At 66.7% G+C, this 23,303-nt stretch carries 16 protein-coding genes and 1 pseudogene; 9 read left to right on the top strand and 8 right to left on the bottom strand.

The genetic code is table 11. The features are described from left to right. The first annotated feature begins 187 nt into the window (after positions 1-187). From glgB to glgA, 6 genes are read left to right on the top strand one after another with little or no spacing between them, the layout of a single operon-like run. Entirely contained in the window at positions 188-2,074 is a 1,887-nt protein-coding gene (gene glgB / locus ACK4HJ_RS11425; protein ID WP_409831315.1) for a 1,4-alpha-glucan branching protein GlgB, read from the top strand. An 18-nt stretch (positions 2,075-2,092) separates the two neighbouring features. Next, positions 2,093-3,400, top strand: a complete 1,308-nt coding sequence (locus ACK4HJ_RS11420) for a glucose-1-phosphate adenylyltransferase (protein WP_409831313.1) — start codon at positions 2,093-2,095, stop codon at positions 3,398-3,400. Further along, on the top strand, positions 3,397-5,625 hold the full coding sequence (gene glgX, locus ACK4HJ_RS11415; RefSeq protein WP_409831310.1) for a glycogen debranching protein GlgX: 2,229 nt from the start codon (positions 3,397-3,399) through the stop codon (positions 5,623-5,625). The genes ACK4HJ_RS11420 and glgX overlap by 4 nt, the downstream gene beginning before the upstream one ends. Further along, positions 5,622-7,433, top strand: a complete 1,812-nt coding sequence (treZ, locus tag ACK4HJ_RS11410; protein WP_409831307.1) for a malto-oligosyltrehalose trehalohydrolase — start codon at positions 5,622-5,624, stop codon at positions 7,431-7,433. The genes glgX and treZ overlap by 4 nt, the downstream gene beginning before the upstream one ends. Next, complete coding sequence (gene treY / locus ACK4HJ_RS11405) at positions 7,430-12,430, top strand: malto-oligosyltrehalose synthase (protein WP_409831304.1); 5,001 nt, start codon at positions 7,430-7,432, stop codon at positions 12,428-12,430. The genes treZ and treY overlap by 4 nt, the downstream gene beginning before the upstream one ends. Then, positions 12,427-13,866, top strand: a complete 1,440-nt coding sequence (gene glgA, locus ACK4HJ_RS11400) for a glycogen synthase GlgA (protein ID WP_409831301.1) — start codon at positions 12,427-12,429, stop codon at positions 13,864-13,866. Before treY ends, glgA begins: the two co-directional genes overlap by 4 nt. A gap of 1 nt (position 13,867) precedes the next feature. On the opposite strand, the gene ACK4HJ_RS11395 is transcribed toward glgA, so the two are convergent. The 3 genes from ACK4HJ_RS11395 to ACK4HJ_RS11385 form a co-directional block, all read right to left on the bottom strand. After that, positions 13,868-14,485 (bottom strand): hypothetical protein, encoded by a 618-nt coding sequence (locus ACK4HJ_RS11395; RefSeq protein WP_409831298.1) that lies wholly within the window; start codon positions 14,483-14,485, stop codon positions 13,868-13,870. Positions 14,486-14,624: 139 nt separating this feature from the next. Further along, entirely contained in the window at positions 14,625-14,996 is a 372-nt protein-coding gene (locus tag ACK4HJ_RS11390) for a KGG domain-containing protein (RefSeq protein ID WP_409831295.1), read from the bottom strand. A gap of 145 nt (positions 14,997-15,141) precedes the next feature. Beyond that, entirely contained in the window at positions 15,142-15,504 is a 363-nt protein-coding gene (locus tag ACK4HJ_RS11385; RefSeq protein WP_409831292.1) for a hypothetical protein, read from the bottom strand. Here ACK4HJ_RS11385 and ACK4HJ_RS11380 point away from each other — a divergent pair. Then, a pseudogene (locus ACK4HJ_RS11380) lies at positions 15,489-15,626 on the top strand (hypothetical protein); the annotation flags it as partial. The gene ACK4HJ_RS11385 and the pseudogene ACK4HJ_RS11380 overlap by 16 nt on opposite strands. 73 nt (positions 15,627-15,699) lie before the next feature. Continuing rightward, a complete protein-coding gene (locus ACK4HJ_RS11375; RefSeq protein ID WP_409831289.1) occupies positions 15,700-16,023 on the top strand; it encodes a DUF2269 family protein in 324 nt (107 codons plus the stop codon). Between the two features lie 12 nt (positions 16,024-16,035). Here the strand turns inward: ACK4HJ_RS11375 and ACK4HJ_RS11370 are convergent, their stop codons facing one another. Continuing rightward, positions 16,036-16,935 carry a LysR family transcriptional regulator gene (locus ACK4HJ_RS11370; RefSeq protein ID WP_409831286.1) on the bottom strand — a complete coding sequence of 300 codons (900 nt, stop codon included), beginning with the start codon at positions 16,933-16,935 and terminating at the stop codon, positions 16,036-16,038. A 90-nt stretch (positions 16,936-17,025) separates the two neighbouring features. Here ACK4HJ_RS11370 and ACK4HJ_RS11365 point away from each other — a divergent pair, with 90 nt between their 5' ends. Continuing rightward, on the top strand, positions 17,026-18,063 hold the full coding sequence (locus ACK4HJ_RS11365; protein ID WP_409831283.1) for a sodium-dependent bicarbonate transport family permease: 1,038 nt from the start codon (positions 17,026-17,028) through the stop codon (positions 18,061-18,063). A 152-nt stretch (positions 18,064-18,215) separates the two neighbouring features. Here the strand turns inward: ACK4HJ_RS11365 and ACK4HJ_RS11360 are convergent, their stop codons facing one another. The 4 genes from ACK4HJ_RS11360 to ACK4HJ_RS11345 form a co-directional block, all read right to left on the bottom strand. Next, positions 18,216-19,382, bottom strand: coding sequence for a PA0069 family radical SAM protein (locus ACK4HJ_RS11360; protein WP_409831280.1), 1,167 nt, complete (start codon positions 19,380-19,382; stop codon positions 18,216-18,218). A 123-nt stretch (positions 19,383-19,505) separates the two neighbouring features. Continuing rightward, positions 19,506-21,218, bottom strand: coding sequence for a tannase/feruloyl esterase family alpha/beta hydrolase (locus tag ACK4HJ_RS11355; RefSeq protein ID WP_409831277.1), 1,713 nt, complete (start codon positions 21,216-21,218; stop codon positions 19,506-19,508). A 146-nt stretch (positions 21,219-21,364) separates the two neighbouring features. Continuing rightward, positions 21,365-22,276, bottom strand: a complete 912-nt coding sequence (locus ACK4HJ_RS11350; RefSeq protein WP_409831274.1) for an SDR family NAD(P)-dependent oxidoreductase — start codon at positions 22,274-22,276, stop codon at positions 21,365-21,367. Between the two features lie 58 nt (positions 22,277-22,334). Then, positions 22,335-23,276, bottom strand: a complete 942-nt coding sequence (locus tag ACK4HJ_RS11345) for a 3-keto-5-aminohexanoate cleavage protein (protein ID WP_409831271.1) — start codon at positions 23,274-23,276, stop codon at positions 22,335-22,337. Between the last annotated feature and the right edge of the window lie 27 nt (positions 23,277-23,303).

Genomic DNA, 23,303 nt, shown 5'->3' with positions numbered 1-23,303 from the left:
TTGCTTGTTTTTTAATCTATCAGTACGTGGTGGTACCAAGCCGGGAAGCCCTCGCGTTCTAGTCAAACGCGCCCATGCAATCCACACTGCAATCGCCGCTGTAGGCACCCGCCTACCCCACGAATGAGGAAGGTCTTGCAAACCGATATTGCAGCGCACAAGAACATGGTGGCTACCTCGCACCACCATGAACACCGCAGCCCCCCTACCCAGCCCTACCGCCCCACGGGCTGGGGAATCGCCAATCCCCTTTCGGCAGTACGAAACCTTGGGCGCGCATGTGGACGGCACGGGCGCGCGCTTTGCTGTGTGGGCGCCCAACGCGCAGCGGGTGCAGGTGATTGGGAGTTTCAACGACTGGACGGGCCAGGACCTGATCCCCGCAAGCGATGGCTCAGGCCGGTGGAGCACGCGCGTGGAAGGCGCCGGCCATGGCGATCTGTACAAGTACCGAATCAAGGACACCAACGGCCGGTGGACGGAAAAGGCCGACCCGTTTGCCACCCGGCAGGAGCACCCGCCCGGCACGGCGTCGCAAATCTGGCGGCTGGACTATCAATGGCATGACGGCGAGTGGATGGCGTCGCGCGGGCAGCGGCAGGGCCACGGTGCACCGATGGCGATTTATGAAGTGCACCTGGGCTCGTGGCAGCGACAGGAAGACGGGCGATTCCTCAACTACCGCGACCTTGCGCAACGGCTGGTAGCCCACTGCACAGCGCTGGGCTTCACCCATGTGGAGCTGATGCCCATCACCGAACACCCGTTCTACGGCTCCTGGGGCTACCAGACCACCGGGTACTTTGCGCCCACCGCCCGCTATGGCAACCCGCAGGACCTGATGACGCTGGTGGACACGCTGCACCAGCACGGCATCGGGGTGCTGCTGGACTGGGTGGTGTCGCACTTTCCGGCAGACCAGCACGGTCTGGCCCGCTTTGACGGGACGGCGCTGTATGAGCACGAGGACCTGCGCAAAGGCTTTCACCCCGAGTGGAACAGCCTGATCTTCAACTACGACCGGTACGAGGTGCGCGACTTCCTGATCAGCAATGCGCTGTTCTGGCTGGGCAAGTACCACTTCGACGGGATTCGCGTGGACGCGGTTTCGTCCATGCTGTACCTGGACTTTGCGCGCAAGCCGGGTGAATGGGTACCCAACCCCGACGGCGGCCACCAGAACTGGGAGGCCGTGCGCTTTCTGCAGGATCTCAACGGCGCGGTGTATGCGGAGTTTCCGGACGTGCACGTGATCGCCGAGGAGTCCACGGCCTGGAAGGGTGTGTCACGCCCGGTGCATGCGGGCGGGCTGGGCTTTGGCATGAAGTGGAACATGGGCTGGATGAACGACACGTTGCGCTACATGCAGCGTGATGCCGTGCACCGCCATTGGCACGAGGGCGAAATCCGCTTCTCGATGGTGTATGCGTTCGAAGAGAACTATGTGCTGGCGCTGTCGCATGACGAGGTGGTGTACGGCAAGGGCAGCCTGCTGTCGCGCCAGCCGGGCGATGCCTGGCAGCGGTTTGCCGGCCTGCGCACGCTGTACGGAATGATGTGGTCCCACCCTGGCAAGAAGCTCTTGTTTATGGGCGGCGAGTTTGCCCAGGTGGAGGAATGGCACCACGAGAGGGCGCTGGACTGGCACCTGTGGGCCAAGACGCGCCACAGCGGCATGGCCCGTTGGGTGACCGACCTGAACCGCCTGTACCGCGACCGCCCGGCCCTGCATGCCCACGACTTTGACGCCGAGGGTTTTGCCTGGATGCCGCTGGAGCCGCACCAGACCACGGTGCTCGCCTTCGTGCGGCGGGGTGGCGGCGACGACTTGGTGCTGGCCGTGCACAACCTGACGCCCATGCCGCTGGCGGCCTTGCGCGTGGGTGTACCGGCTGCGGGCCACTGGTACGAGCTGCTCAACAGCGATGCCGAGACCTATGGCGGCAGCGGCATGGGCAACTTTGGCGGCGTGGAGGCCACGCCCGCCCCGCTGCATGGCCAGCCAGCCCATCTGCACCTCACGGTGCCACCGCTTTCCACCCTTCTACTTTCCAACCGCCCTTCCCGGGCCTGATCCACTGGAGCTACTGCTATGTCACGCACTGCAAACGTATTGGCGATCGTGATGGCCGGGGGTGAAGGCTCCCGCCTGCACCCCCTGACAGCCGAGCGCTGCAAACCGGCTGTCCCGTTCAACGGCAAGCACCGCATCGTCGATTTCGTGCTATCCAACCTGGTCAATTCGGAGATCTATTCCATCTACCTGTTGGTGCAGTACAAGTCGCAGTCGCTGATCGAGCACATCCGCAGCTCGTGGACCATGACGCGCTTCATCCCGCAGCACTTCGTCACCGTGGTGCCGCCGCAGATGCGCAACGGGCCCGAGTGGTTTCAGGGCACAGCCGATTCGGTGTACCAGAACATCCACCTGATCGAGTCGTTCCAGCCCGACATCGTGGCGGTGTTCGGCGCGGACCACATCTACCGCATGGACGTGCGCCAGATGGTGGACTTCCACCGCGCGAGCAATGCGCATGTGAGCGTGGCCACGCTGCCTGTGCCGCTGTCGCAGTGCAACCAGTTCGGCATTGTGGAGGTGGACGCACAGCACCGCATCGCCAACTTTGTGGAAAAGCCCAAGACCATGCCCCGCCCCATGCCCGGCAGCAGCACGCATGCGCTGGGATCCATGGGCAACTACCTGTTCAACGCCGACGTGCTGCTGGACGCGCTGAAGAAGGCACATGCCACCGGCCACAGCGACTTTGGCCGCGACATCCTGCCGACCATGCTGCAATCGCACCGGCTGATGGCCTATGACTTCACCTCCAACCAGATTCCGGGCACGGCATCGTACGAAGAGCATGGCTACTGGCGCGACGTGGGCACCATCGACGCGTATTTCGAGGCGCACTTCGACACCCTGGGCGCCACCCCGCGCTTTCGCATGACCAACCGGGAATGGCCGATCTACGCGAGCCCGGACCAGGCCGAGTCGGCGCAAATCGAAAACGGGCTTATCCACCGCTCGGTGGTGGGGTCGGGAAGCATCGTGGACGGGGCCGCGCTGGACCACGCCATGCTGCGCCGCTCGGTGATGGTGGAGCGCGAGGCGCGTCTGGAGCATTGCATCGTGATGGAGCGCTCACGCATCGGCCAGGGAGCGCACGTGCGCCGCGCCATCATCGACCAGGACAACGACATCCCGCCCGGCGAGCGCATCGGGTTTGATCCGGAGCAGGACCGCAAGCGCTTCCACGTGACGGACAGCGGCATTGTGGTGGTGCCGCGCCAGTTCTTCCCGGCGCGTGCGCGCAGCGTGGTGAGCAACGGCCTGAAGGTGGACCGCGTGCGCCCCTCGGTGGCGCTGGCCGTGGATGACTTTCGTGCCGCCGCATGAAGCCCGCCGTCCATTCCGCAGGGCCGCTGCCTGACCTCATCACCCGCTCACGCACTCCCACACGCCCCATGAAGCAGGTCGCAAGCGGCCGCCCCTGGCCCCTCGGCGCAACGTCCGACAGGCTGGGCGTGAACTTCGCGGTGTATTCGTCCGTGGCGACGCGCGTGGAGGTGTGTCTGTATTCAGAGAACGACAGGGAGCTGGCGCGCATCGCTCTTCCCTGCCTGACCGACAACGTGTGGCATGGCCACGTGGCGGGCGTCAAGCCGGGTCAAAAATATGGCCTGCGCGTGCATGGCCCTTACGAGCCCGCCCAGGGGCTGCGCTGCAACAGCGCCAAGCTGCTGCTGGACCCGTATGCCCGCGCGCTGGACCGGCCCGTGCGCGGCGCGCCCGACCAGTTTGGCTATGAGCTGGCGCAGCCCGACCAGGACCTGGTGCGCAGCACCCGCGACAATGGCCGCACAGCGCCCAAGGCGCGGGTGGTGCGCTCGCGCTTTGACTGGGGCGACGACTCCCCGCCCCGCATCGCCCCGCGCGACACGGTGTTCTACGAGGTGCATGTGAAGGGCTTCACGCAGACGCACCCCGGCGTGCCCGAACACCAGCGCGGCACTTACGCAGGCCTGGCCTCGCCCGCGGCCATCGAGCACTTCAAGCGCCTGGGCGTGACCAGCATCGAGCTGCTACCCGTACAGGCCTTCATCGACGACCACCGGCTCGTGGAGATGCAGCTGGCCAACTACTGGGGCTACAACACGGTGGGCTTCTTCGCGCCGGAACCACGCTACGCCGCGCCTGCGGGCAGCGATGGCGGCGTGGACGAGTTCAAGACCATGGTGAAAGCGCTGCACTCCGCAGGGCTGGAGGTGATTCTGGACGTGGTCTACAACCACACGGGCGAAGGGAATCACCTGGGGCCTACGCTCAGCCTCAAGGGTATAGACCACGCTGCCTACTACCGGTTAGCCGAAGACCGCCGCATGTGCATGGACTACACCGGCACCGGCAACACGCTGGACACCAGCAGCCCGCCAGCGCTGCAGCTGGTGATGGACAGCCTGCGCTACTGGGTGCAAGAGATGCACGTGGACGGCTTCCGCTTTGACCTGGCTTCTGCACTGGGGCGCGACGCGGCGGGTGCCTACACTTTGCGAGCCCCGTTTTTTGCGGCGCTGGCGCAGGATCCGGTGCTCTCGCGCACCAAGCTGATTGCCGAGCCTTGGGACCTGGGGCCATATGGCTACCAGCTGGGCGGCTTTCCGGTCGGGTGGATGGAATGGAACGGCCGCTACCGCGACGCCGTGCGCGACTACTGGGCCAATGCCGACGGCAGCCTGCAAGGTTTTGCGGCTTGCCTGTGCGGCTCGGCCGACATGTACCAGCCACGCCGCCGCCGGCCCACCGCCAGCGTGAACATGGTCACCGTGCACGATGGTTTCACCCTGGCCGATCTGGTGAGCTACAACGAGAAACACAACGAGGTCAACGGTGAAGGCGGGCAGGATGGCGAGTCGCACAACCGGAGCTGGAATTGCGGCATCGAGGGCGATACCGACGACGCCGAGGTGCTGGCCCTGCGCGCGCGCCAGGTGCGCAACTTTGTGTCCACGCTGTTCATGTCGCACGGCACACCCCTGCTGCTGGGCGGCGATGAACTGGGCCGCACCCAGCAGGGCAACAACAACGGCTACTGCCAAGACAACGCCCTGTCGTGGTTTGACTGGAACCGCGCCGAAGACCACGCGGAACTGCAGCACTACACCCAGGCGCTGCTGGCCCTGCGCCGCGCACTGCCCGTGGCGCGACCCCAGGTCTGGCCGGTGGACGAGGCCGGGCTGCCCCACCATGTCACCGTGGCCTGGCACAGCGTGTGGGGCATGGACATGACTGCGGAAGAATGGAACGACCCGGCCGTGCGCTGCGTGGCTGCGGTCATGGAAGGCGTGTCCGAGTCGGAGCTGTCGGTGATGCTGCTCTTCAACGCCAGCGATGAGGAGGCCATATTCACGCTGCCTGCCGAGGAGGCCGGCAGGACCTGGACGCTGCGTGTGGACACGCGCGACGCACGCGTGGCAGCCATTGGCAGGGAAGCCGGTGCACCTACCGTGGCAGCCGGCGGGCAGCATACCTTGCTGCCGCGGTCCATGGCGGTGCTGACGGCTCCGTATGCCGCATCCGATCCCGCTGCGCCGCCGGCCACAATGCCACCCGCCACCGCATGATGCGCAGCCACACCATGCCCTTCGGCGCGCGGCTGCTGGCCAGCGGCGGGGCCCGCTTTTCGCTGTGGGCGCCCGAGGCGCAGAGCGTGTCGCTGTGGTACGAGTCCACCCCCCAGGCCGCCGCCCGTACCCTACCCGCCACGCGCGGCGAGCAGGGGTGGTGGCAAGCCAGCGCGGCCGATGCCAGCGCAGGCACGCCCTACCGCTGGGTCATCGACGGTAAGCTCGCCGTGCCCGACCCGGCATCGCGCAGCAACCCCTGGGGGCCGCACGAGCCCAGCGTGCTGACCGATCCTGGCGCCTATGCGTGGAGGACGCGCGGCTGGCGCGGGCGGCCCTGGAACGAATTGGTGTTCTACGAACTGCACGTGGGCAGCTTCACGCCACGCGGCACTTACGCCAGTGCCATGGATCGGCTGGCCGAACTCGCGGCATTGGGCTTTACGGCCATCGAGCTGATGCCGGTGGCGAGCTTTGGCGGGCAGTGGGGCTGGGGCTATGACGGCGTGCTGCCGTTTGCCCCCCAGGCTGCGTACGGCAGCCCGGAAGACCTCAAGCGCTTTGTCGATAAGGCGCACACGCTGGGCCTGTGTGTGTTCCTCGATGTGGTCTACAACCATTTCGGGCCCGACGGCAACTATCTGCACGCCTATGCACCGCAGTTTTTTTCGAGCAGCCACACCAGCCCCTGGGGAGCAGCCATTAATTTCGACCAGGCGGGCAGCGCCGTGGTGCGGGACTTTTTTGTGCACAACGCGCTGTACTGGATCGAGGAGTTCGGCATGGACGGCCTGCGCCTGGACGCGGTGCATGCCATTGCCGACGACAGCCGGCCCGACATCCTGCAGGAGCTGAGCACCCGCGTGCGCGCACTTGCAGCCCGTGAGGAGCGCCAGATCCACCTGGTGCTGGAGAACGAAAAAAACCAGCCCGAACGGCTGGCCCCCGGCGCCCAGCCAGGCCTGTACGACGCACAGTGGAACGACGATTTCCACCACGCTGTGCACGTGGCGCTGACGGCTGAATCACACGGGTACTACGCCAAGTTTGCGCACCACCCGCTCGCCTTGCTCGCCCGTGCACTCACCCACGGCGTGGCGTTTCCATACGCGGCGGGCGTGGCGAGGGGCGACCCGGTGCCACTGGTCTGCATGGTCAACTTCATAGGCAACCACGACCAGATCGGCAACCGGGCCTTTGGCGAGCGGCTGGGCCAGCTGGTACCGGCGGAAGGCGCCGAGCTGGCCTTGCTGCTGGCGCTGCTGACACCGGCCACACCCATGGTGTTCATGGGCGATGAGTTCGCAGCGTCCACCCCTTTTATGTACTTTGCCGATTGGGACGGCCCGCTGCGCGAGGCCGTTCGCGCAGGGCGCATGCGCGAGTTTGGCCACGCTGCCGTGGGCGGCAAGGCGCTGCCCGACCCGTGCGACACCGCCACGCTGGCCGCAAGCCAGCTGCGGTGGGCTGAAGGCGACACACCTCCAGGCCAGGCACGGCGCACCCTGGTGCAGCAGGCATTGGCGGCACGGCGAGCATGGATACAGCCCAGAGCTCACCAGCTGACGGTGGGCACGCACACGGTAGAGCTGGTGGGCGACAGCGGCCTGCATGCCGCATGGCACTACGAAGACGGAGCCACCCTGGAAATGCACATGAATCTTGGACCCGACGCGATCACCGCAGCGCCCTCCACAGCTTCCTCGCTAGCCCGGTCGGCAGCCGTGTTCAGCCACCGCTGGGCGGGCGACGGGCAGCCTTGGGCGCCCTGGTCCGCCCGGTGGACTTTGGTCGAGGGTGCGCGATGAGCCAGGGAACTCCCGCCCCCGAGGTGCTCGACCTGGAGGCCCTGCGCCGCCGCGCGGAGCGCGCCGGCATTTCCACCCGTTTTACAAGCTTCTGGGGCGAGGACCAGACCGTGAGCCCTGAAGTACTGGCCCGGGCGCTGGCCGCCATGGGCGAACCCGCGGACGGCGCGCCCGCCGATCCCATCATCGTGGCGCAAGGACAAGCCGCCGAGGTGCCGCTAAATGCCGAAGAGGGCTGGCAGTTGCTGGCCGAAGAGAACCCCGCTTCGGTGCTGCTGGAAGGCAGGGGCATGGCAGTGGCACTACCCGCCACGCTGGAGTCGGGCTACTACCTGCTGCGCACGCAGCGGGGCGATCGCCTCGTCATCGTCGCGCCCCGGTGCTGCTGGCTGCCGCAGGGCTTGCAAGCGGGAGAGCACTGGTGGGGCATCACGGCCCAGATGTACGCGTTGCGGTCCGAGCGCAACTGGGGCATCGGCGACTTCACCGACCTGTGCGCGCTGGTGCGCGTTGCCGCCGCGCAAGGTGCGGCCTTTGTGGGGGTGAGCCCGCTGCATGCATTGCGCACCGAACACCCTGAGCGCGCCAGCCCCTACAGCCCCAGCAGCCGTCTGGCGCTGAACGTGCTGCACATTGATGTGACGGCGGTGCCCGAATATGCGCAGTGCGCAGCCGCCCAAGCCCTGTTGGCGGACAACAGCTTTCAACAGCGCCTGCATGCCGTGCGGGCCAGCGCCACCGTGCGCTATGGCGAGGTGGCCGCACTCAAGGAGCCGATGCTGGCCTTGCTGTGGCGGGACTTTCAGGACCGGCATTGGCACCCCCGCACCACGCGCGGCCAAGCCTTTGACGACTTCATGGCCGAGCACCAGGCTACGCTGGGCCTGCATGCGCGCTACGAGGCCATCCAGCTAGAGCTGGGTGCACGCGATGCATCGGTGTGGGGGTGGCCAGCGTGGCCGCACGAGCTGCAGGACCCGCACAGCCCCGCTGTGCAGGCGTTCGTCCGCGAGCATGCCGAGGGCGTTGCCTACCGCTACTGGCTGCAGTGGCTGGCCCACACGCAACTGACCGACGCGTTTGAACAGGCGCGCGCCAGCATGGCGCTGGGCCTGTACTGCGACCTGGCCGTGGGCGCCAGCGATGGAGGCTCGGAAACCTGGATGTGGCCCGGCCTGCATGCTCGCGGCATGAATGTCGGTGCCCCGCCCGACCCGCTGAGCACCCAGGGCCAGGACTGGGGCCTTCCCCCCGTCAACCCGGTGGCCCTCAGTGCCGCGCACCTCCGTCCGTTCCGGCAGTTGCTGGCAAGCACGATGCGCTTTGCCGGCGCGCTGCGCATGGACCATGCCATGGCGCTTATGCGCCTGTACTGGAACGGCCCCGGCGGGGGCACCTACGTGCGCTACCCGCTGGAAGCACTGGTCGCGGTGATGGCCATCGAGAGCCACCGCCACCAATGCATGGTCATAGGCGAAGACCTGGGCAACGTGGCCCCGCGCATGCGCGAGGCCATGGCTGAACACGCGCTGCTTTCGTACAAGCCGCTGGTGTTCGAACGGCTGGAAGGCGGTGCTTTTCGCCCTCCGGCCGAGTGGCAGCCCCAGGCGCTGGCGGTGGTCAGCACCCACGACCTGCCCACGCTCAAGGGCTTCTGGGGGGGTGACGACATTGCCATTCAGCAAGCGCTGGGCTGGCTGGACGACATGGACGCCCGTGTGCAGGCCCAGCTGGCGCGCGCGCAGGATCGCACCCAGTTGCTCGCCGCACTCGACGCGCAGCAGCTGCTGCCGCCGGGCGTGACGCTGGATGCGCAGTCTGCCCCCGAGATGACACCGGTCCTGGCCGCGGCCGTGCATGCCTATCTGGCGCGCACGCCGTGCATGCTGCTGGGCGTGCAGTTGGAAGACCTGGCAGGGCAGCGCGAACAGCTCAACGTGCCGGGCACCACCGAAGACCGCTACCCCAACTGGCGCCAGCGCCTGGCGGTGCCCCTGGAGACGCTGGCGAGCAGCCCCTGGTTCAACGCCATCACCCAGGCGGTGGAAGGCCGGCGGCGGGCCGCTGCGGTGACGCCTGCCGATGCGCTGCCGCCCCTGGGCTCGGCCGATGTGCCCGTGGCCACGTACCGCGTCCAGCTCCACTGCGACTTCACGTTTGCGCAAGCCACAGCCGCTGTCCCGTACCTGCACACCCTGGGCGTGAGCCACCTGTACACCTCGCCCTACCTGAAGGCGGCCGCAGGCAGTACCCATGGCTACGACGTGGTGGACCCGACGGTGCTCAACCCAGAGATCGGCACCGACGCGGAGCACGCGGCGATGTGCCAGGCCCTGGCCGACCGGGGCATGGGCCACGTGCTGGACATCGTGCCCAACCACATGGGCGTGGAGGACCCGGCGAACCTGTGGTGGCAGGACATGCTGGAACACGGCGAGGCGTCGCCGTACGCCGCCACGTTCGACATCGAATGGCATCCTGCCAACCCGCAGACCGGGCGCCGCGTGCTGCTGCCCGTGCTGGGCGACCACTACGGAAAGCTGCTGGAGGCGGGAGAGCTGCAGCTGCGCTTTGATGCCACCCAGGGCCGCCTGCAGGTGGCCTACTGGAGCCATGTGTTCCCACTGGACCCGCGCAGCTATGCGCAGGTGCTGGGGTCGGTGGCCGTGCCCGCAGCCGCACCGGCCGACGAGCGGGCCGAGGTGGAATCGCTGGTGGACGCGCTGGCACAACTGCCTGTGCGCGACTGCGAAGACCCTTCGCAGCGTGCCACCCGCCTGCGCGATGCACCGCTGTACCAGCGCCGGCTGGCCGAGCTGGCGCAGACCCGCCCCTGGGTGCAGGACTGGGTCCAAGCCTGCGTAACCCGTGTCAACGGACAAACGGGTGCCGCAGGGCCAGCAGGCGCGGACGACCGCTACGACCTACTCGACACCGTGCTGAAGGCGCAGGCCTATCGCCTGGCGGATTGGCGCGTGGCGGGGGACGACATCAACTACCGGCGCTTTTTCGACATCAACGGCCTGGCGGCCATCCGCATGGAGGACCCGACCGTGTTCGAGGCCGTGCATGCGCTTCCTATGCGCTGGCTTGCCGAGGGCAAGGTCTCGGGCTTGCGCATCGACCACCCCGATGGCCTGGCCGACCCTGCACGGTACTTCGAGCGTCTGCAGCAACGCCACGTAGCGCAACGCAGCGCCCGGGGCCGGCCACCGCAGGCGCTGTACCTGGTGGTCGAGAAGATCATGGCCGACCACGAGCCACTGCCCGCCGACTGGCAGGTGCACGGCGGCACGGGCTACCGTTTCAGCACCCTGGTCAATGGCGTGCTGGTTGCGGCGGACGCGCACGCGCACTTCGATGCGCTGTACAAGGACTTTACCGGCGATATCCAGCCTTTCGAGGACGCTGCCTACGAATGCAAGCGCCTCATCATCGAGTCGGCGCTGTTCAGTGACATGGCATGGCTGGTGCACACGCTCAGCCGCATCACGCAGGCCGACCGCTCGGTTTGCGACTTCACGCGCAACCAGCTGCGCGTGGCCCTGGTGGAGGTGGCGGCGCAGTTTCCGGTGTACCGCACCTACGTGGTGCCCGATGGCGCCCCGCCCAGCGAGGCCGACCGCCAGCACATCGCCTGGGCCGTGAGCGCTGCACGACGGCGGCTGGGGTCGGCCGAGGGCGGCGTACTGGCGTACCTGCAGGCAGTACTGCTGGGCGAGACGGGCCCTGAGCCCGAACTGCGTGCACGCTTTGTGCGCCGCTGGCAGCAGTTCACGGCGCCAGTCATGGCCAAGTCGATCGAAGACACCTTGTTCTACCGCTATGTGCGGCTGGTCTCGCTCAATGACGTGGGGGCCGAGCCGCAGCGTTTTGGCGTCTCGGTGGCGGCCTTTCACCAAGGTAACCTGCAGCGTGCGCGCCATAGCCCCCATGGCCTGCTGGCCACATCCACACACGACAGTAAACGGTCCGAAGATGTGCGCGCCCGGCTCAACGTGTTGTCCGAGATGCCCGATGCCTGGCACGCCACGGTGCAGGCGCTGCAAGCCGCTGGCCAGCGCTTTGAGGCCGAAGTGGACGGGCGGCGCGCTCCCCTCCCGCGCGACCTTTGGGGCCTGTACCAGGCCATGGTCGGCATCTGGCCCGCCCACGCCACGCGCACGGACGAACGGCAGGCCCTGGCGCAGCGCATCCAACGCTACATAGAGAAAGCCCTACGCGAGGCCAAGCTGGTCAGCAACTGGCTCTTCCCCAACGAGGCCTACGAAGCCGCCATGCGCAACTACGTGGAGAAAGTACTGTCCACCGAGGGCTTTGTGAGCGTGCTGGAGGGCTTTGTGCAGCGCATTGCACCCTGGGGCTTCCGCAACAGCCTGGTCCAGCTGGCGCTCAAGCTCATGTCTCCCGGCGTGCCTGACATCTACCAGGGCTGCGAAACCTGGAGCTTCTCGCTGGTGGACCCGGACAACCGCCGCCCAGTGGACCTGGCTGCGATGGCGGAGTCCCTGCAGCCGTTGGAGGCGCTGTACCAGAGCAACAGCCGCTTCCCAGAGCAGGCAGACTGGCGCCGCGTGCTGGGTGATGGGCCGGCCATGCCCCACGCTGCCAAGCAGTTGGTGACCTGGCGCCTGCTGCAGCTGCGCAGACAGCGAGCGACGCTCTTCCGCGACGGCCTGTACCTGCCCCTGGCGGTGGATGGGCCCGCCGAGGCCCATGCCCTGGCGTTTGCACGCATTGCCGAGAACGACGCGGTGGTGGTGGTCTGCGGCCGCTTGTTTGCGGGGCTGGCCGCCAGCGGCTGGGGCGCCACCCGCGTGGCCCTGGCCAGCGCCCACCCGGTGCTGGCGCGCGCCGACCGATGGCGCGACTGGTTGACCGGCGAGTGGCTGGAGCCTGCCGATGCGCTGCCGCTGAGCAGGGTGCTGGGCCCCGTGGAACCTGGCAGCGCGCGGCTGCCGTTTGCCATCCTCGTGGCGCACTTTGAACCCTCATGAACATCCTGTTTGCAACCCCCGAGTGCGCGCCTTGGGTCAAGACTGGCGGCCTGGGCGATGTCAGCGCCGCCCTGCCCCGCGCGTTGCGTGCGCTGGGCCACGACGTGGCCATCCTCATGCCCGCATATGGCGGCATGGCCGTCGATGGCAGCATCCAGTCCATCGTGCCCCTGCCCGCCTTTGGCCCCTGGCCCGCAGCCCAGCTGCTGCGTGTCACTGCGGCCGACGGCATGCCTTGTGTGCTGCTGTCCTGCCCGGCCCTGTATGGCAGCGCCGGTACACCCTATGGCGAACCCGCCCACACACCGTTGCATGAACAGGCCCAGCGCTTTGGCTTGCTGAGCCGCGTGGCGGCCCTGTTAGGCACCGAGCACAGCCCCCTCGACTGGCGCGCCGACATCGTGCACGCCAATGACTGGCCCTGCGGCCTGGCCCCGCTGTACCTGCACCAGGCGCGCCTCGCAGGCCAGCACGGGGTAGCGCGCAGCGTGCTCACCATCCACAACCTCGCTTTCCAGGGCGTGTTTCCCATGGACGCCTGCGACCTGCTGGACATCCCGCCCAGCTGCCGGGGCATGGAGGGCGTGGAGTTCTGGGGCCAGCTGTCCATGCTGAAGGCGGGGCTGCAGTTTGCGGACGCCATCACCACCGTGAGCCCGACCTATGCGCGCGAAATCCAGCAGCCCGCGCTGGGCTTTGGGCTGGACGGCGTTTTACGCTCACGCGTTGCCAGGCTCCACGGCATTCTGAACGGCATCGACGAGGCGGTCTGGAACCCCCAGGTGGACCCATTGATTCCCGTGCGCTATGGGGCGGACACCCTGGACGATAAAGCCCTGAACAAGGAAGCACTGCGCAAGCGATGTGGCCTGAAGCAAGCCAGCGGCCCGCTGCTGGGCCTGGTCGGCCGCCTCACCGCGCAAAAAGGGGTGGACATGGTGATTGCTGGCGCACCAGCACTGCTGGCGCGTGGCGCGCAGCTGGTGGTGCTGGGCCGCGGCGAAGAACTGCTCGAAGCAGATTTGAAGGCGCTGGCGTTGGCCCACCCCGGTCAGGTGCATGTCACGCTGGGATTTGATGAGGCGCTGGCCCACCAGATTGAAGCGGGCGCCGATTGTTTTCTGATGCCCTCGCGCTTCGAACCGTGCGGACTCAATCAGATGTACAGCCAGGCCTATGGCACGCCACCTGTGGTGACGTCCACGGGCGGCCTGGCCGACACGGTGACGGACGCGGGCGCCAACGTGTCTGATGGCACAGGGTTTGTGATGAGTATCCCGTCGCAGGCTGATTTCGACCGCGCCATGGACCGCATGCTGCACGCGTGGGCCCAGCCGAACCATTGGCGGAAGATTCAGGTGAACGGGATGCGCAAGCACTTTGGATGGCCCGCCGCTGCGCGCCGCTATGTAGCAATTTACGACGGCATCCGTTGAACTACTTCTTGGCGGGCACTGCGGGCGCTCCGGACGTAGCAGGCGCTGCCGCCGTGGCGCCGTCCGTGGCCTGCCCCACGGCCGCATGCTGATCTGCCACGCGCACATCGGCGGGCGCGACCAGGGTCAAGTGTTCATTGCTCACAATGGGCACAAAGCCCAGCGGCCCGCGCCTGCGGTGAAAGGGCGTGGTGAATTTCTGCGCAATGGTGGCGGTGGCTTTTTGAAAGAACGCGTCATGGGAGCCAGCTGCGCCGTACGCCATCTCCAGTTGGTTCCACCGCACGCGCCACTGGCCCTTTACCCGCTGCACGCCCACGCGCACGTGCTCGTCCAGGCACTGTTTTTTCATCTTGAAGAACAGGGTGAGGCCAAAGTACACAAACCCGTCGTCCCCCACCTGCAGACGGGGCGACAAGGTAAACGCCCCGTCCGCGATGCGGTCCAGGTGCTCATCGAGCTTATGGAATTCGACATCGGTGGATTTGGCACCCAGGTACTCGATCCAGTCGATGCGCAGGCGCTCCGCAAACACCTTGCACTCTTCCTTGTACTGTTCAAACTCTTGGCACCAGGCTTCGGCCTGGGCTTGCAGCTCTTCAAAAGGGGTTGTGGCCATGGCATCTGCCCTTGACGGCTGGGGCAACGAAGAGGCCCTCCACACGGGAGAGCCTGATGGGTTGCCATGAAAGTGAACTGACCTTGTGGGTTAAGGCGCGTTGCTCACACGCTGAGTGCGTGCGTCAGCGCATGCAAGGTCAGCGGTCCAGGTGGCTCTTGCTGCCGGCACGGGCATGCTGCTCCGACGAGCCGCCACGGGTGTTGCCGCTCGAACTGGCCATGGTGGTGTTGCTTCCGCTTGCGCGTGTGTTCTGACCGCCGTGGCTTTGCGAGCCCGCTTGGCGGGCTTCCTGGGACGTGAACTCGTGTGCATTGCCGCTGGCGTGGGCCGCGCGGCCGCCTGCTGCGGCGATTTCCCGTTGGCGTTCGCTGTCCATGGACGCAAAGCCCCGCTGAGAAGTGCCGCCCTGGCCGCCCTGGCCACTCTGACGGCTGCCCTGGCTTGCCTGGTTGCCCTGATTTCGTTGCGTGCTGCTGCGGCCTTGGTCGTTGTCTCGCGAATTTGCCATTTCGATCTCCTGTGAAGTTGAAAAAATGCGCCGTTTGGCGTCGGCACAAATTCAGTTTCTGGCGCGCAAAAAACCGAGGTTGTGGGGCAATCCGCGTTGGCGATGTAGGACGAGACTTGCGGCAGGTAACCACATCCACAGGGTGTTAAGAAGCGCTTCCGCCTACGCCCCCTACGCTGCGCAACGGCATGTGTAGATATCCAATGCGCGCCAATCCCAGCAGCAGCCCCACCGCAAACAGCGCATAGGTGGCGCCCAGCGCGCGCTTGGACAAGCGGTGCTCAAAACCAGGCGTGAAGCGCCTTGGCGTGAGCTTGAAGTCCACCACGCAGGCAACCCCGCTGGCAGCCACACAACCCGAGACCACCCGTGCAGGTGTGCGCCCCTCGGGCCGCCGCTGCAGAGCGGCCACCAGCAGGCCCGCCCAGAACACCGAGGCGGCATGGTGGGTGGCGTAGCCCACCAGCGTGTTGTCGTGCTGGCGAGCGCGCAATGCCTCGTCACCCATTGCGATGCTGGCGACATTTCAGAAAAAACGGTAGGCCGCAGACGAGGTTCGGCATGGAATACCTGGTGATCAAGTGGGTGCGCATTCTTTCGTCCACCGTGCTGTTTGGCACCGGTATCGGATCGGCGTTCTACCTGCTCACGGCCGTGCTCTCGCGCGCGACCCGCGCACCATCGCCCACGTGTCGCGGTGGTTATGCGTTCCGAATGGCTATTCACCGCCACAACGGAGGTGCTGCAGCCCTTGACGGGCTGGTGGATGATGCGCCGAGCCGGCTGGCCCGCCAGCACGGCGTGGCTTGCAGGGTCCGTCGCCTTGTATGCGCTGGCCATGGATTGTTGGCTGCCAGTGGTGTGGCTGCAGATGCGCCTGCGGGACACGGCCGTCCAGGCCAGCACGGCGGGCGCGCCGCTGCCGCCCGCGTTCTGGCGCTGCTTTATGTGGCGGGTCGCATTGGGCGTGCCAGCGCTTCTCGCGTTGTTGGCGGTGTTCTGGCTGATGGTGGCCAAGCCGGCGTGAGGCGCCGCGCCATCAACCGCGCGCCATCCAGCCTTCGGCCTCTTCCATCAGGTGCCCACGGAACACCTCGGCAATCGGCGAGAGCTGCTTGCCCTTGGGCCACACCAGGTGCCATTGCGATCGGATCGGAAAGCCCGCTACGTTCAGCACGGCCAGCCCCGAGTGGTGCGGCCCCAAAGCGTGGCGCGAGACGATGGAGATGCCCAGCTGGCCCTCCACCGATTCCTTGATGGCTTCGTTGCTGCCCAGCTCCAGCACGGTGCTGGGGACAAAGCCGGCCTGACGCAGGTGGGCGTCGGTCGCCATGCGGGTCCCGGAGCCTTTTTCGCGCAGGATGAAGCGCTCGGCCCGCAGCTGCTGCAGCCTGACGCGCATTTTTGCGGCCAGCGGGTGGGCAGCGGGAGCGATCACCACCAACGGGTTGGGCATGAGGATCTGGTCTTCGAGCGGCAGGTCGGCGGGCGGCATGGACATGACGTAAAGGTCGTCCTGGTTGGCCCGCAGCCGCTGAATCACGTGGTCGCGGTTGAGGACCTCCAGCGAGATGTCGATCTGCGGATGCAGCTTGCAGAAGCTGCCCAGGAGGCGGGGCACAAACGACTTGGCGGTGCTGACCACGGCGACCTTGAGGTGCCCGCGGGTGAGGCCCTTGGCGCCCGCGATGCGCTGTTCAAACGCGTCCCACTCGCCGGCAATGGCGCGCGCGGTGCGCGCCAGGGTGTGGCCGGCTTCCGTCAGGTGCACGCGCCGCGACACGACTTCGTACAAAGGCAGGCCCACGGCCTGGGCCACCTCGCGCAGTTGCATGGAGGCTGTTGGCTGCGTGACGTGCATGACCTTCGCCGCCGCGCTAACGCTGCCGGTTTCGGCGAGTGCCAAGAACAGGCGCAGCTGGCGGAACGTGATGTTCATAGATATTTATCTATAAATAAGCCGATTCGAATCGATTTTACTTTGTTCACAGCCCTGCATAGCATTGCCGCCGAAGGAGTTGAATGAATCATGCAAAGCTTGCTGGACCCCGCGATTCTGTTTTTTGCCCTGGGCGTGTTTGCGGGCCTGGTGCGCTCCAACCTGGAGATGCCGGCGGCGATCTCGAAGTTCTTGTCGATCTACCTGCTGATGGCGCTGGGCCTGAAGGGCGGGTTTGCGCTGGCGGCCTCGGGCTTCACGGCCAGCGTGGTCAGCAGCCTGGGACTGGCAGTGCTGCTGGCGGTGGTGGTGCCCCTGGTGGGCTACATGCTTTTGAGGCGGGTGCTGTCGGGCTTCAACGCGGCGGCGGTGGCGGCCACGTATGGCTCGGTAAGTGCGGTGACCTTTGTGACAGCCACGCAGTACCTGGAGTCGCAGCAGATTGCCTACGGCGGCCACATGGCGGCGGCCATGGCGCTGATGGAGTCTCCCGCCATCATCCTGGCGGTGCTTCTGGCCAATGCGCTGCGACAAAAGCAAGCGGTAGCCTGCGGCAGCCCGGCATTGGTGAGCGTGGCGGCTGGCGGCACCGCCACGCTGGGCGGGCATGGCGGTGGCAAAGCGGGGCCGAACCTGTCGATGGGCAAGATCCTGCACGAGTCGTTCACCGATGGGACACAGTTGCTGCTACTGGGCGCCATGCTGATCGGCCTGTTGACGGGCGACGCGGGAAAGGCGGCCATGCAGCCGTTCTCGGGCGACCTGTTCAAGGGCATGCTGTGCCTGTTCCTGCTGGACATGGGCCTGTCCACGGCGCGCAATCTGCCCGCGGTGCGGCAGCAGTCGCCCTGGCTGCTGGCCTATGCGGTGCTGGGCCCCATCACGCATGCGACGCTGGCGCTCGGCCTGGCCTGGGTGGCGGCGGTACCGGCTGGCGACGCCGTGCTGCTGATGGTGCTGGCGGCCAGCGCGTCGTACATCGCCGTGCCCGCTGTGGTGCGCTATGCCATCCCCGAGGCTGACCCGTCGCTGTATGTGAGCCTGTCGCTGGGACTCACATTTCCGCTCAACATCGTGCTGGGAATTCCGCTGTACACGCAGGTGGTGCAGGGATTGTGGGCGATGTGACGGGTTGGGGCGCCCACCCCCAAAGCAAGCCGGCATTCGCTACATTTTTTATAGCTCCTAGCGTTTTATGGATAAGCGCTAGAGGCCAAAAAGACTCAAATTTTTATTTCTCCACACGCAGGAGCATCTCAGCGGGCGCGACCAGCGCCGCGTCAGAACAGACTGGTCTGCCCCGTGAGCAGCCCGGGGCGGAACTGGCCCAGATCCAGTTCCACCCGCTCGCGGTTCAGGCCCAGCTTGCGGCAGGTGGAGGCAAAGCGCTGGCGCACCAGGTCAGCCCACAGGCCGGTGCCTTTCATGCGCGTGGCGAAGTCGCTGTTGTAGGTTTTGCCGGCGCGGCGCTCGGCGTCGCTCAGGTGATGCAGGTCTTGCACGCGTGCCATCACGCGCGCGGCGCGCTGGGGGTAGTGCACCTGCAGCCATTCGCGGAAAAGCGCGTCCAGCTCCCAAGGCAGGCGCAGCACGGTGTAGAAGGCGCTCTTCGCGCCCGCGTCGCGGGCGGCTTCCAGCACCTGCTCCATGTCGTCGGTGATGAACGGAATCTGCGGCGCCACGCTCACGCCCACGGGCACGCCCGCCTCGGCCAGCGCGCGGATGGTGCGCAGGCGCCGGTGGGGCGCAGCGGCGCGGGGCTCCATGCGGCGGGCCAGGGTTGCGTCCAGCGTGGTGATGGTGACGTACACGGCAGCCAGGCGCTGCGCGGCAAGCGGGACGAGCAGATCCAGGTCGCGCTCCACCCCGCTGGACTTGGTGATGAGTGAGAACGGGTGGCGCGCATCGCGCATCACCTCGATGAGCCCGCGGGTGAGTTTCAGCTCGCGCTCCACAGGCTGGTAGCAGTCGGTGGCCGATCCGATGTTCACCAGGCGCGGCACGTAGCGCGGAGCGCACAGTTCGCTGCGCAGCAGCTGCGCAATGTTCTGCTTGGCGATGATCTGCGTTTCAAAGTCCAGCCCCGGCGAGAAGTTGAGGTAGCTGTGCGTGGGCCGGGCGTAGCAGTAGATGCAGCCGTGCTCGCAACCGCGGTAGGGGTTGACCGACAGCTCGAAGAAGATGTCGGGAGAGTCGTTGGCGCAGAGAGCGCTGCGTGCAGTTTCGAATTGCACGCGCGTGGCGGTGGGGGTGGCGGGGGCATCGCCTGCGCCTTCGCTCTCGCCGGGCGATTGGCCCCAGCCGTCGTCGGCCACTTCGCGCACATCGCGTGCAAACCGGTGCGCCAGGGTGCTGGCCGCCCCGCGCCCACGGATGGCCTGCACGGGGATGCGCACCTCTTCCGGCGGAGCGGGAATGTCAGAGATGTCGGTGAACGTGCGTGCCATGGCGGTATGAATACCGGGCTGGCTTCGCGTGGCAAAACCACCCCAATAACTGTGTTTTCATACAGTCATCGTACCCGATAACCAATGCATGCACATCAGCTGCACCAACCCCACGCGGCGGGCCTATTCAGCGCACACGAAGGAGCTTGCGACGTTCACGTCGCCCGTGCCCTTGTAGCGCGGCAACTGGGGGTAGTCGCACAGAGGGCGCGTGCGCCCCGGCACGCCGGTTACGTCGGTGGTGACCTGGTTGCTGGGGCTGGTGCCCTGCTCTGCCCAACGCTCCAAGGTGGTGAGCGAATCCCACGTGGCGTTGAAAGCGGTGCTGACCGCGTGGCCCAGGCCCGGCACCTCGTAGTAGCGCACAAAGCTCTTCACACGCTCGGTGCCCATCTGGGATTGCAGACGGCGGTAGTAGTCCTCGGTAGCGCGGGAACTGACAAGCACATCGGCCAGGCCGTGCGCAAGCAGCAGCTTGCCACCCCGCGCCGCGAATGCGGAGATGTCGGTGCTGGTGTCCAGCTGGCGGCTGAGTTCGCTGATGCGTGTGGCGTACGGACCGGGGTTCTCAGGATCCAGCAGCAGCGAGTTGAAGCTGGGGTCGCGGGTGACCGAATACTTGATCCACTGGTCCACCAACACACTGATGTAGGGCGCGGAGCGCGGCATCGGCATGGTGGGCGCGGTGGTGCCCAGCGCCAGGAAGGTGACCACCGGCTGGACCGGCGACGGGTTGGAGGTAATGCCCAGGTCGGCGCCCCACACGTTGTAGCCAGGGTAGCGGGTTTCGCCGCTGGCCAGCTTGAAGTTGAAGACGGTGTCGGTGTTCATCACGTTCAGCGCGCGTATCTGCGCGTCGGACAGGCAGGCATCTCCCGTGTCGGATCCACCCGCACAACGCAGCGGCGCCCCGCCCACAGTGGCGGTGGCGGGGTCAAACCGAGCATTGCATTGGCGCTGGTCGCTGATGAGGCCGTCCTGCACCCCGTCCAGAGCATCGCAGGCCTCCATGGCGGCGCGGTACACCAGCGCGCGCTTGGGAGCGTTGGGGTAGGCCCCGGGCTGGGCCAGAGCGATGTTGCTGCGGTGCCCGCCCAGCAGGGCTGCGGCGTCATTCCACGCGGGGTACCAGGCTATGGCACCGTCCCAATCGGCCGGCCAGCGCTGGATGGCGGCCAGGGCCTCGCGCCCGCCGGTGGAGCCCCCGGCAAAGTAAGACTTTTGCGGACTGGCGGCGTAGCGGGCCTTGATGATGTGCAGCGCGGCGTCGCGGGTTTTCTTGAGCGCATCGCCGCCAAAATTGCGCACGGCCTCTTCATTCAGGCCCCAGGTACCGTCTTGCGAACCGTATTCATTGGCCTGGTGGCCTGAGTCGCTGGCAAACGTGGCGTAGCCGCGCCCGATGGGTGTGGGTTGGTCCACCGGCCCGTTGGACACGTTGGCGCGCACGTTGGGAATGGACCCGTTGAAGCCGCCCCCGCCCAGCATCATGGCCTTGTTGTTCCAGGCGGCGGGAAGTGCCACGTTGAACCGGATGTCAGGCGCCGTGGTATCGACAGGCGCAATGCGACCCACCACCAGGCAGTGCGCGGGGGTCAGGGCGGCGCCGCTGCCGGTGGCATCAACCTGCGTGGCCGTCAGCACGGTGCCGCCTGCCGTGGGCAGTCCGATGGCCGAGGCCGGGATGGCCAGGCCCGCCAGCTTGTCGCAGTTCAGCGGCGTGGCAGCGACCTCGCGGTTGTCACCGCCCCCACAGGCAGCGGTCGCGGCGACTGCGGTGGCCACAATGAGCCACCGCGCTGGGGCACTCAGGGCAGGTAAGAAGGGTTGTCGCATGTTGTCTCCTTGTTGTCGTTGGATTGCAGGCGGTGCGCTGCGGCAACGCCTCTGACCAGTCTGTGGGGGTTCGCACGCCGGGGCTATGTGCGCGCCCCACATCTGGCACACGCTGCAAATGTGCGCGGCCGCAGCTTTCAGATTTGCTATGCAGCGCTGGCAGCGTTGGGCTCCAGCAACCCCGCCTTGGCCAGTTCGTGCTTGTACTGCTCCCAGCCAGACGCCGGCACCACCTCTTGCCCGCGCGCCTGCACCTGCTGCAGGCGGCTGCGCACGGCCTCGGCTGCGTCCGGCGTGTCGTGCACATGGATGCCGTGGGTCATGGTGATGTGGGCCGATTCGAAGCTGCCAGCGCCCGCCAGCAAGATCATGCGGGTAGGGGCATCGTCGGCTACCAGGGCGATCAACCCGTGGCTGACGCGCTCGGGCGCCAGGCCAGCCAGCACATCGCTGGGCAGCACGCCGTGCGTCATGCCCGTGGCGGCGCTGGGGGCGAGGCAGTTCACGCGGATGTCGTGCTTCATGCCCTCCAGCGCCAGGGTCTGCATCAGGCCCACCAGGGCCATCTTGGCCGCGCCGTAGTTGGTCTGGCCGAAGTTGCCATACAGGCCTGACGAAGACGTGGTCATGACGATGCGGCCATGGCCCTGCGCGCGCATCAGGTCCCACACGGCCTTGGTGCAGTTCACGGCGCCCATCACATGGACATCCATCACCAGCCGAAAGTCGTCCAGCGTCATCTTGGCAAACGACTTGTCGCGCAGGATCCCAGCGTTGTTCACCAAGATGTCCACGCGGCCCCACTGCGCCAGCGCCTCGTTGACCATGGCCCGCATCTGCGCGGGCTGCGTGACGTCGCCACCGTCAGCCAGGGCCTCGCCACCGGCCGCGCGGATCTCGCCGGCCACACGCTGCGCGGCAGAGTCGGCGAGGTCACCGCCCAGGTCGTTCACTACCACGCGGGCGCCGTGGCGCGCCAGCTCCAGGGCATGCGCGCGTCCCAGGCCCCCGCCTGCTCCGGTCACGATGGCCACCTTGTTCTGCAACAGCTTGCTCATGGGTCTCACTTCTATAAAAGGGTTGGAATTGGGTATGGGGACAGCGAAGGACGACGCGTCAGAAGGCGACCTTGTCGGACCCCTTGAGGCCGAGCATGGCGCGCGCCTCGGCGGGTGACGCGACGGGCAGAGACAGCTCCTGCAGGATGCGGCGGATCTTTCGCACCTGCTCGGCGCATGACGTGGCCAGCTCACCTTTGCCCAGGTACAGGCTGTCCTCCAGGCCCACGCGCACATGCCCGCCCATCACCGCGCCCATGGTGAGCAGCGGCATCTGGTGGCGCCCCGCGCCCAGCACCGAAAAGCGATAGCCCTTGCGCCCAAACAGCCGGTCGGCGGTGGACCGCATCACATACAGGTTCTCCGGGTCAGGCCCCAGGCCGCCCAGAATGCCGAAGATGGCCTGGATGAACAGCGGCCCCTTGATGAGGCCTTCGTCCACAAAGTGCGCCAGGTTGTAGAGGTGGCCCACGTCGTAGCACTCAAACTCGAAGCGCGTGCCGCAGTCCTCACCCAGCACCTTCAGGATGTGCTTGATGTCGCGGAAGGTGTTGCGAAAGATCAGGTCTTCCATGCCCTCGATGTAGGGCCTCTCCCAGGCGTGGCGCCAATCGTGGATCTTGCGTGCCGCCGGATGGATGGAGAAGTTCATGGAGCCCATGTTCAGCGAGCACATCTCGGGCTGCGCCTTGAGCGGATAGGCCAGCCGGTCTTCCAGCGTCATGCGCGTGCTGCCCCCCGTGGTGATGTTGATCACGGCATCGGTGGCGGCGCGGATGCGCGGCACAAACTGGTCGAACACGGCCGGGTCGGCCGTGGGGCTGCCGTCGAGGGGGTTGCGCGCGTGCAGGTGCAGGATGGCGGCGCCCGCCTGCGCCGCGTCGACAGCCTGGGTGGCGATCTCATCAGGCGTGAGCGGCAGGTACGGAGACATGCTGGGCGTGTGCACTGAGCCAGTGACGGCGCAGGAAATGATGACTTTGTTCTCGGTCGATTCCATGGTGTTTGGCTTTGGTGGGGGGATGGG

Source organism: Acidovorax sp. (assembly GCF_046294525.1).
Taxonomy (GTDB): Bacteria; Pseudomonadota; Gammaproteobacteria; order Burkholderiales; family Burkholderiaceae_C; genus Acidovorax.
The sequence above is the reverse complement of the archived record's forward strand: the minus strand, read 5'-3'. Positions and strand labels throughout refer to the sequence as shown.

Excerpts from the sequence above, each read along its gene's own strand:
- glgB (WP_409831315.1), top strand. The coding sequence starts at position 188 with ATGAACACCGCAGCCCCCCTACCCAGCCCTACCGCCCCACGGGCTGGG.
- ACK4HJ_RS11420 (WP_409831313.1), top strand. The coding sequence starts at position 2,093 with ATGTCACGCACTGCAAACGTATTGGCGATCGTGATGGCCGGGGGTGAA.
- glgX (WP_409831310.1), top strand. The coding sequence starts at position 3,397 with ATGAAGCCCGCCGTCCATTCCGCAGGGCCGCTGCCTGACCTCATCACC.
- treZ (WP_409831307.1), top strand. The coding sequence starts at position 5,622 with ATGATGCGCAGCCACACCATGCCCTTCGGCGCGCGGCTGCTGGCCAGC.
- treY (WP_409831304.1), top strand. The coding sequence starts at position 7,430 with ATGAGCCAGGGAACTCCCGCCCCCGAGGTGCTCGACCTGGAGGCCCTG.
- glgA (WP_409831301.1), top strand. The coding sequence starts at position 12,427 with ATGAACATCCTGTTTGCAACCCCCGAGTGCGCGCCTTGGGTCAAGACT.
- ACK4HJ_RS11395 (WP_409831298.1), bottom strand. The coding sequence starts at position 14,485 with ATGGCCACAACCCCTTTTGAAGAGCTGCAAGCCCAGGCCGAAGCCTGG.
- ACK4HJ_RS11390 (WP_409831295.1), bottom strand. The coding sequence starts at position 14,996 with ATGGCAAATTCGCGAGACAACGACCAAGGCCGCAGCAGCACGCAACGA.
- ACK4HJ_RS11385 (WP_409831292.1), bottom strand. The coding sequence starts at position 15,504 with ATGGGTGACGAGGCATTGCGCGCTCGCCAGCACGACAACACGCTGGTG.
- ACK4HJ_RS11375 (WP_409831289.1), top strand. The coding sequence starts at position 15,700 with ATGCGTTCCGAATGGCTATTCACCGCCACAACGGAGGTGCTGCAGCCC.
- ACK4HJ_RS11370 (WP_409831286.1), bottom strand. The coding sequence starts at position 16,935 with ATGAACATCACGTTCCGCCAGCTGCGCCTGTTCTTGGCACTCGCCGAA.
- ACK4HJ_RS11365 (WP_409831283.1), top strand. The coding sequence starts at position 17,026 with ATGCAAAGCTTGCTGGACCCCGCGATTCTGTTTTTTGCCCTGGGCGTG.
- ACK4HJ_RS11360 (WP_409831280.1), bottom strand. The coding sequence starts at position 19,382 with ATGGCACGCACGTTCACCGACATCTCTGACATTCCCGCTCCGCCGGAA.
- ACK4HJ_RS11355 (WP_409831277.1), bottom strand. The coding sequence starts at position 21,218 with ATGCGACAACCCTTCTTACCTGCCCTGAGTGCCCCAGCGCGGTGGCTC.
- ACK4HJ_RS11350 (WP_409831274.1), bottom strand. The coding sequence starts at position 22,276 with ATGAGCAAGCTGTTGCAGAACAAGGTGGCCATCGTGACCGGAGCAGGC.
- ACK4HJ_RS11345 (WP_409831271.1), bottom strand. The coding sequence starts at position 23,276 with ATGGAATCGACCGAGAACAAAGTCATCATTTCCTGCGCCGTCACTGGC.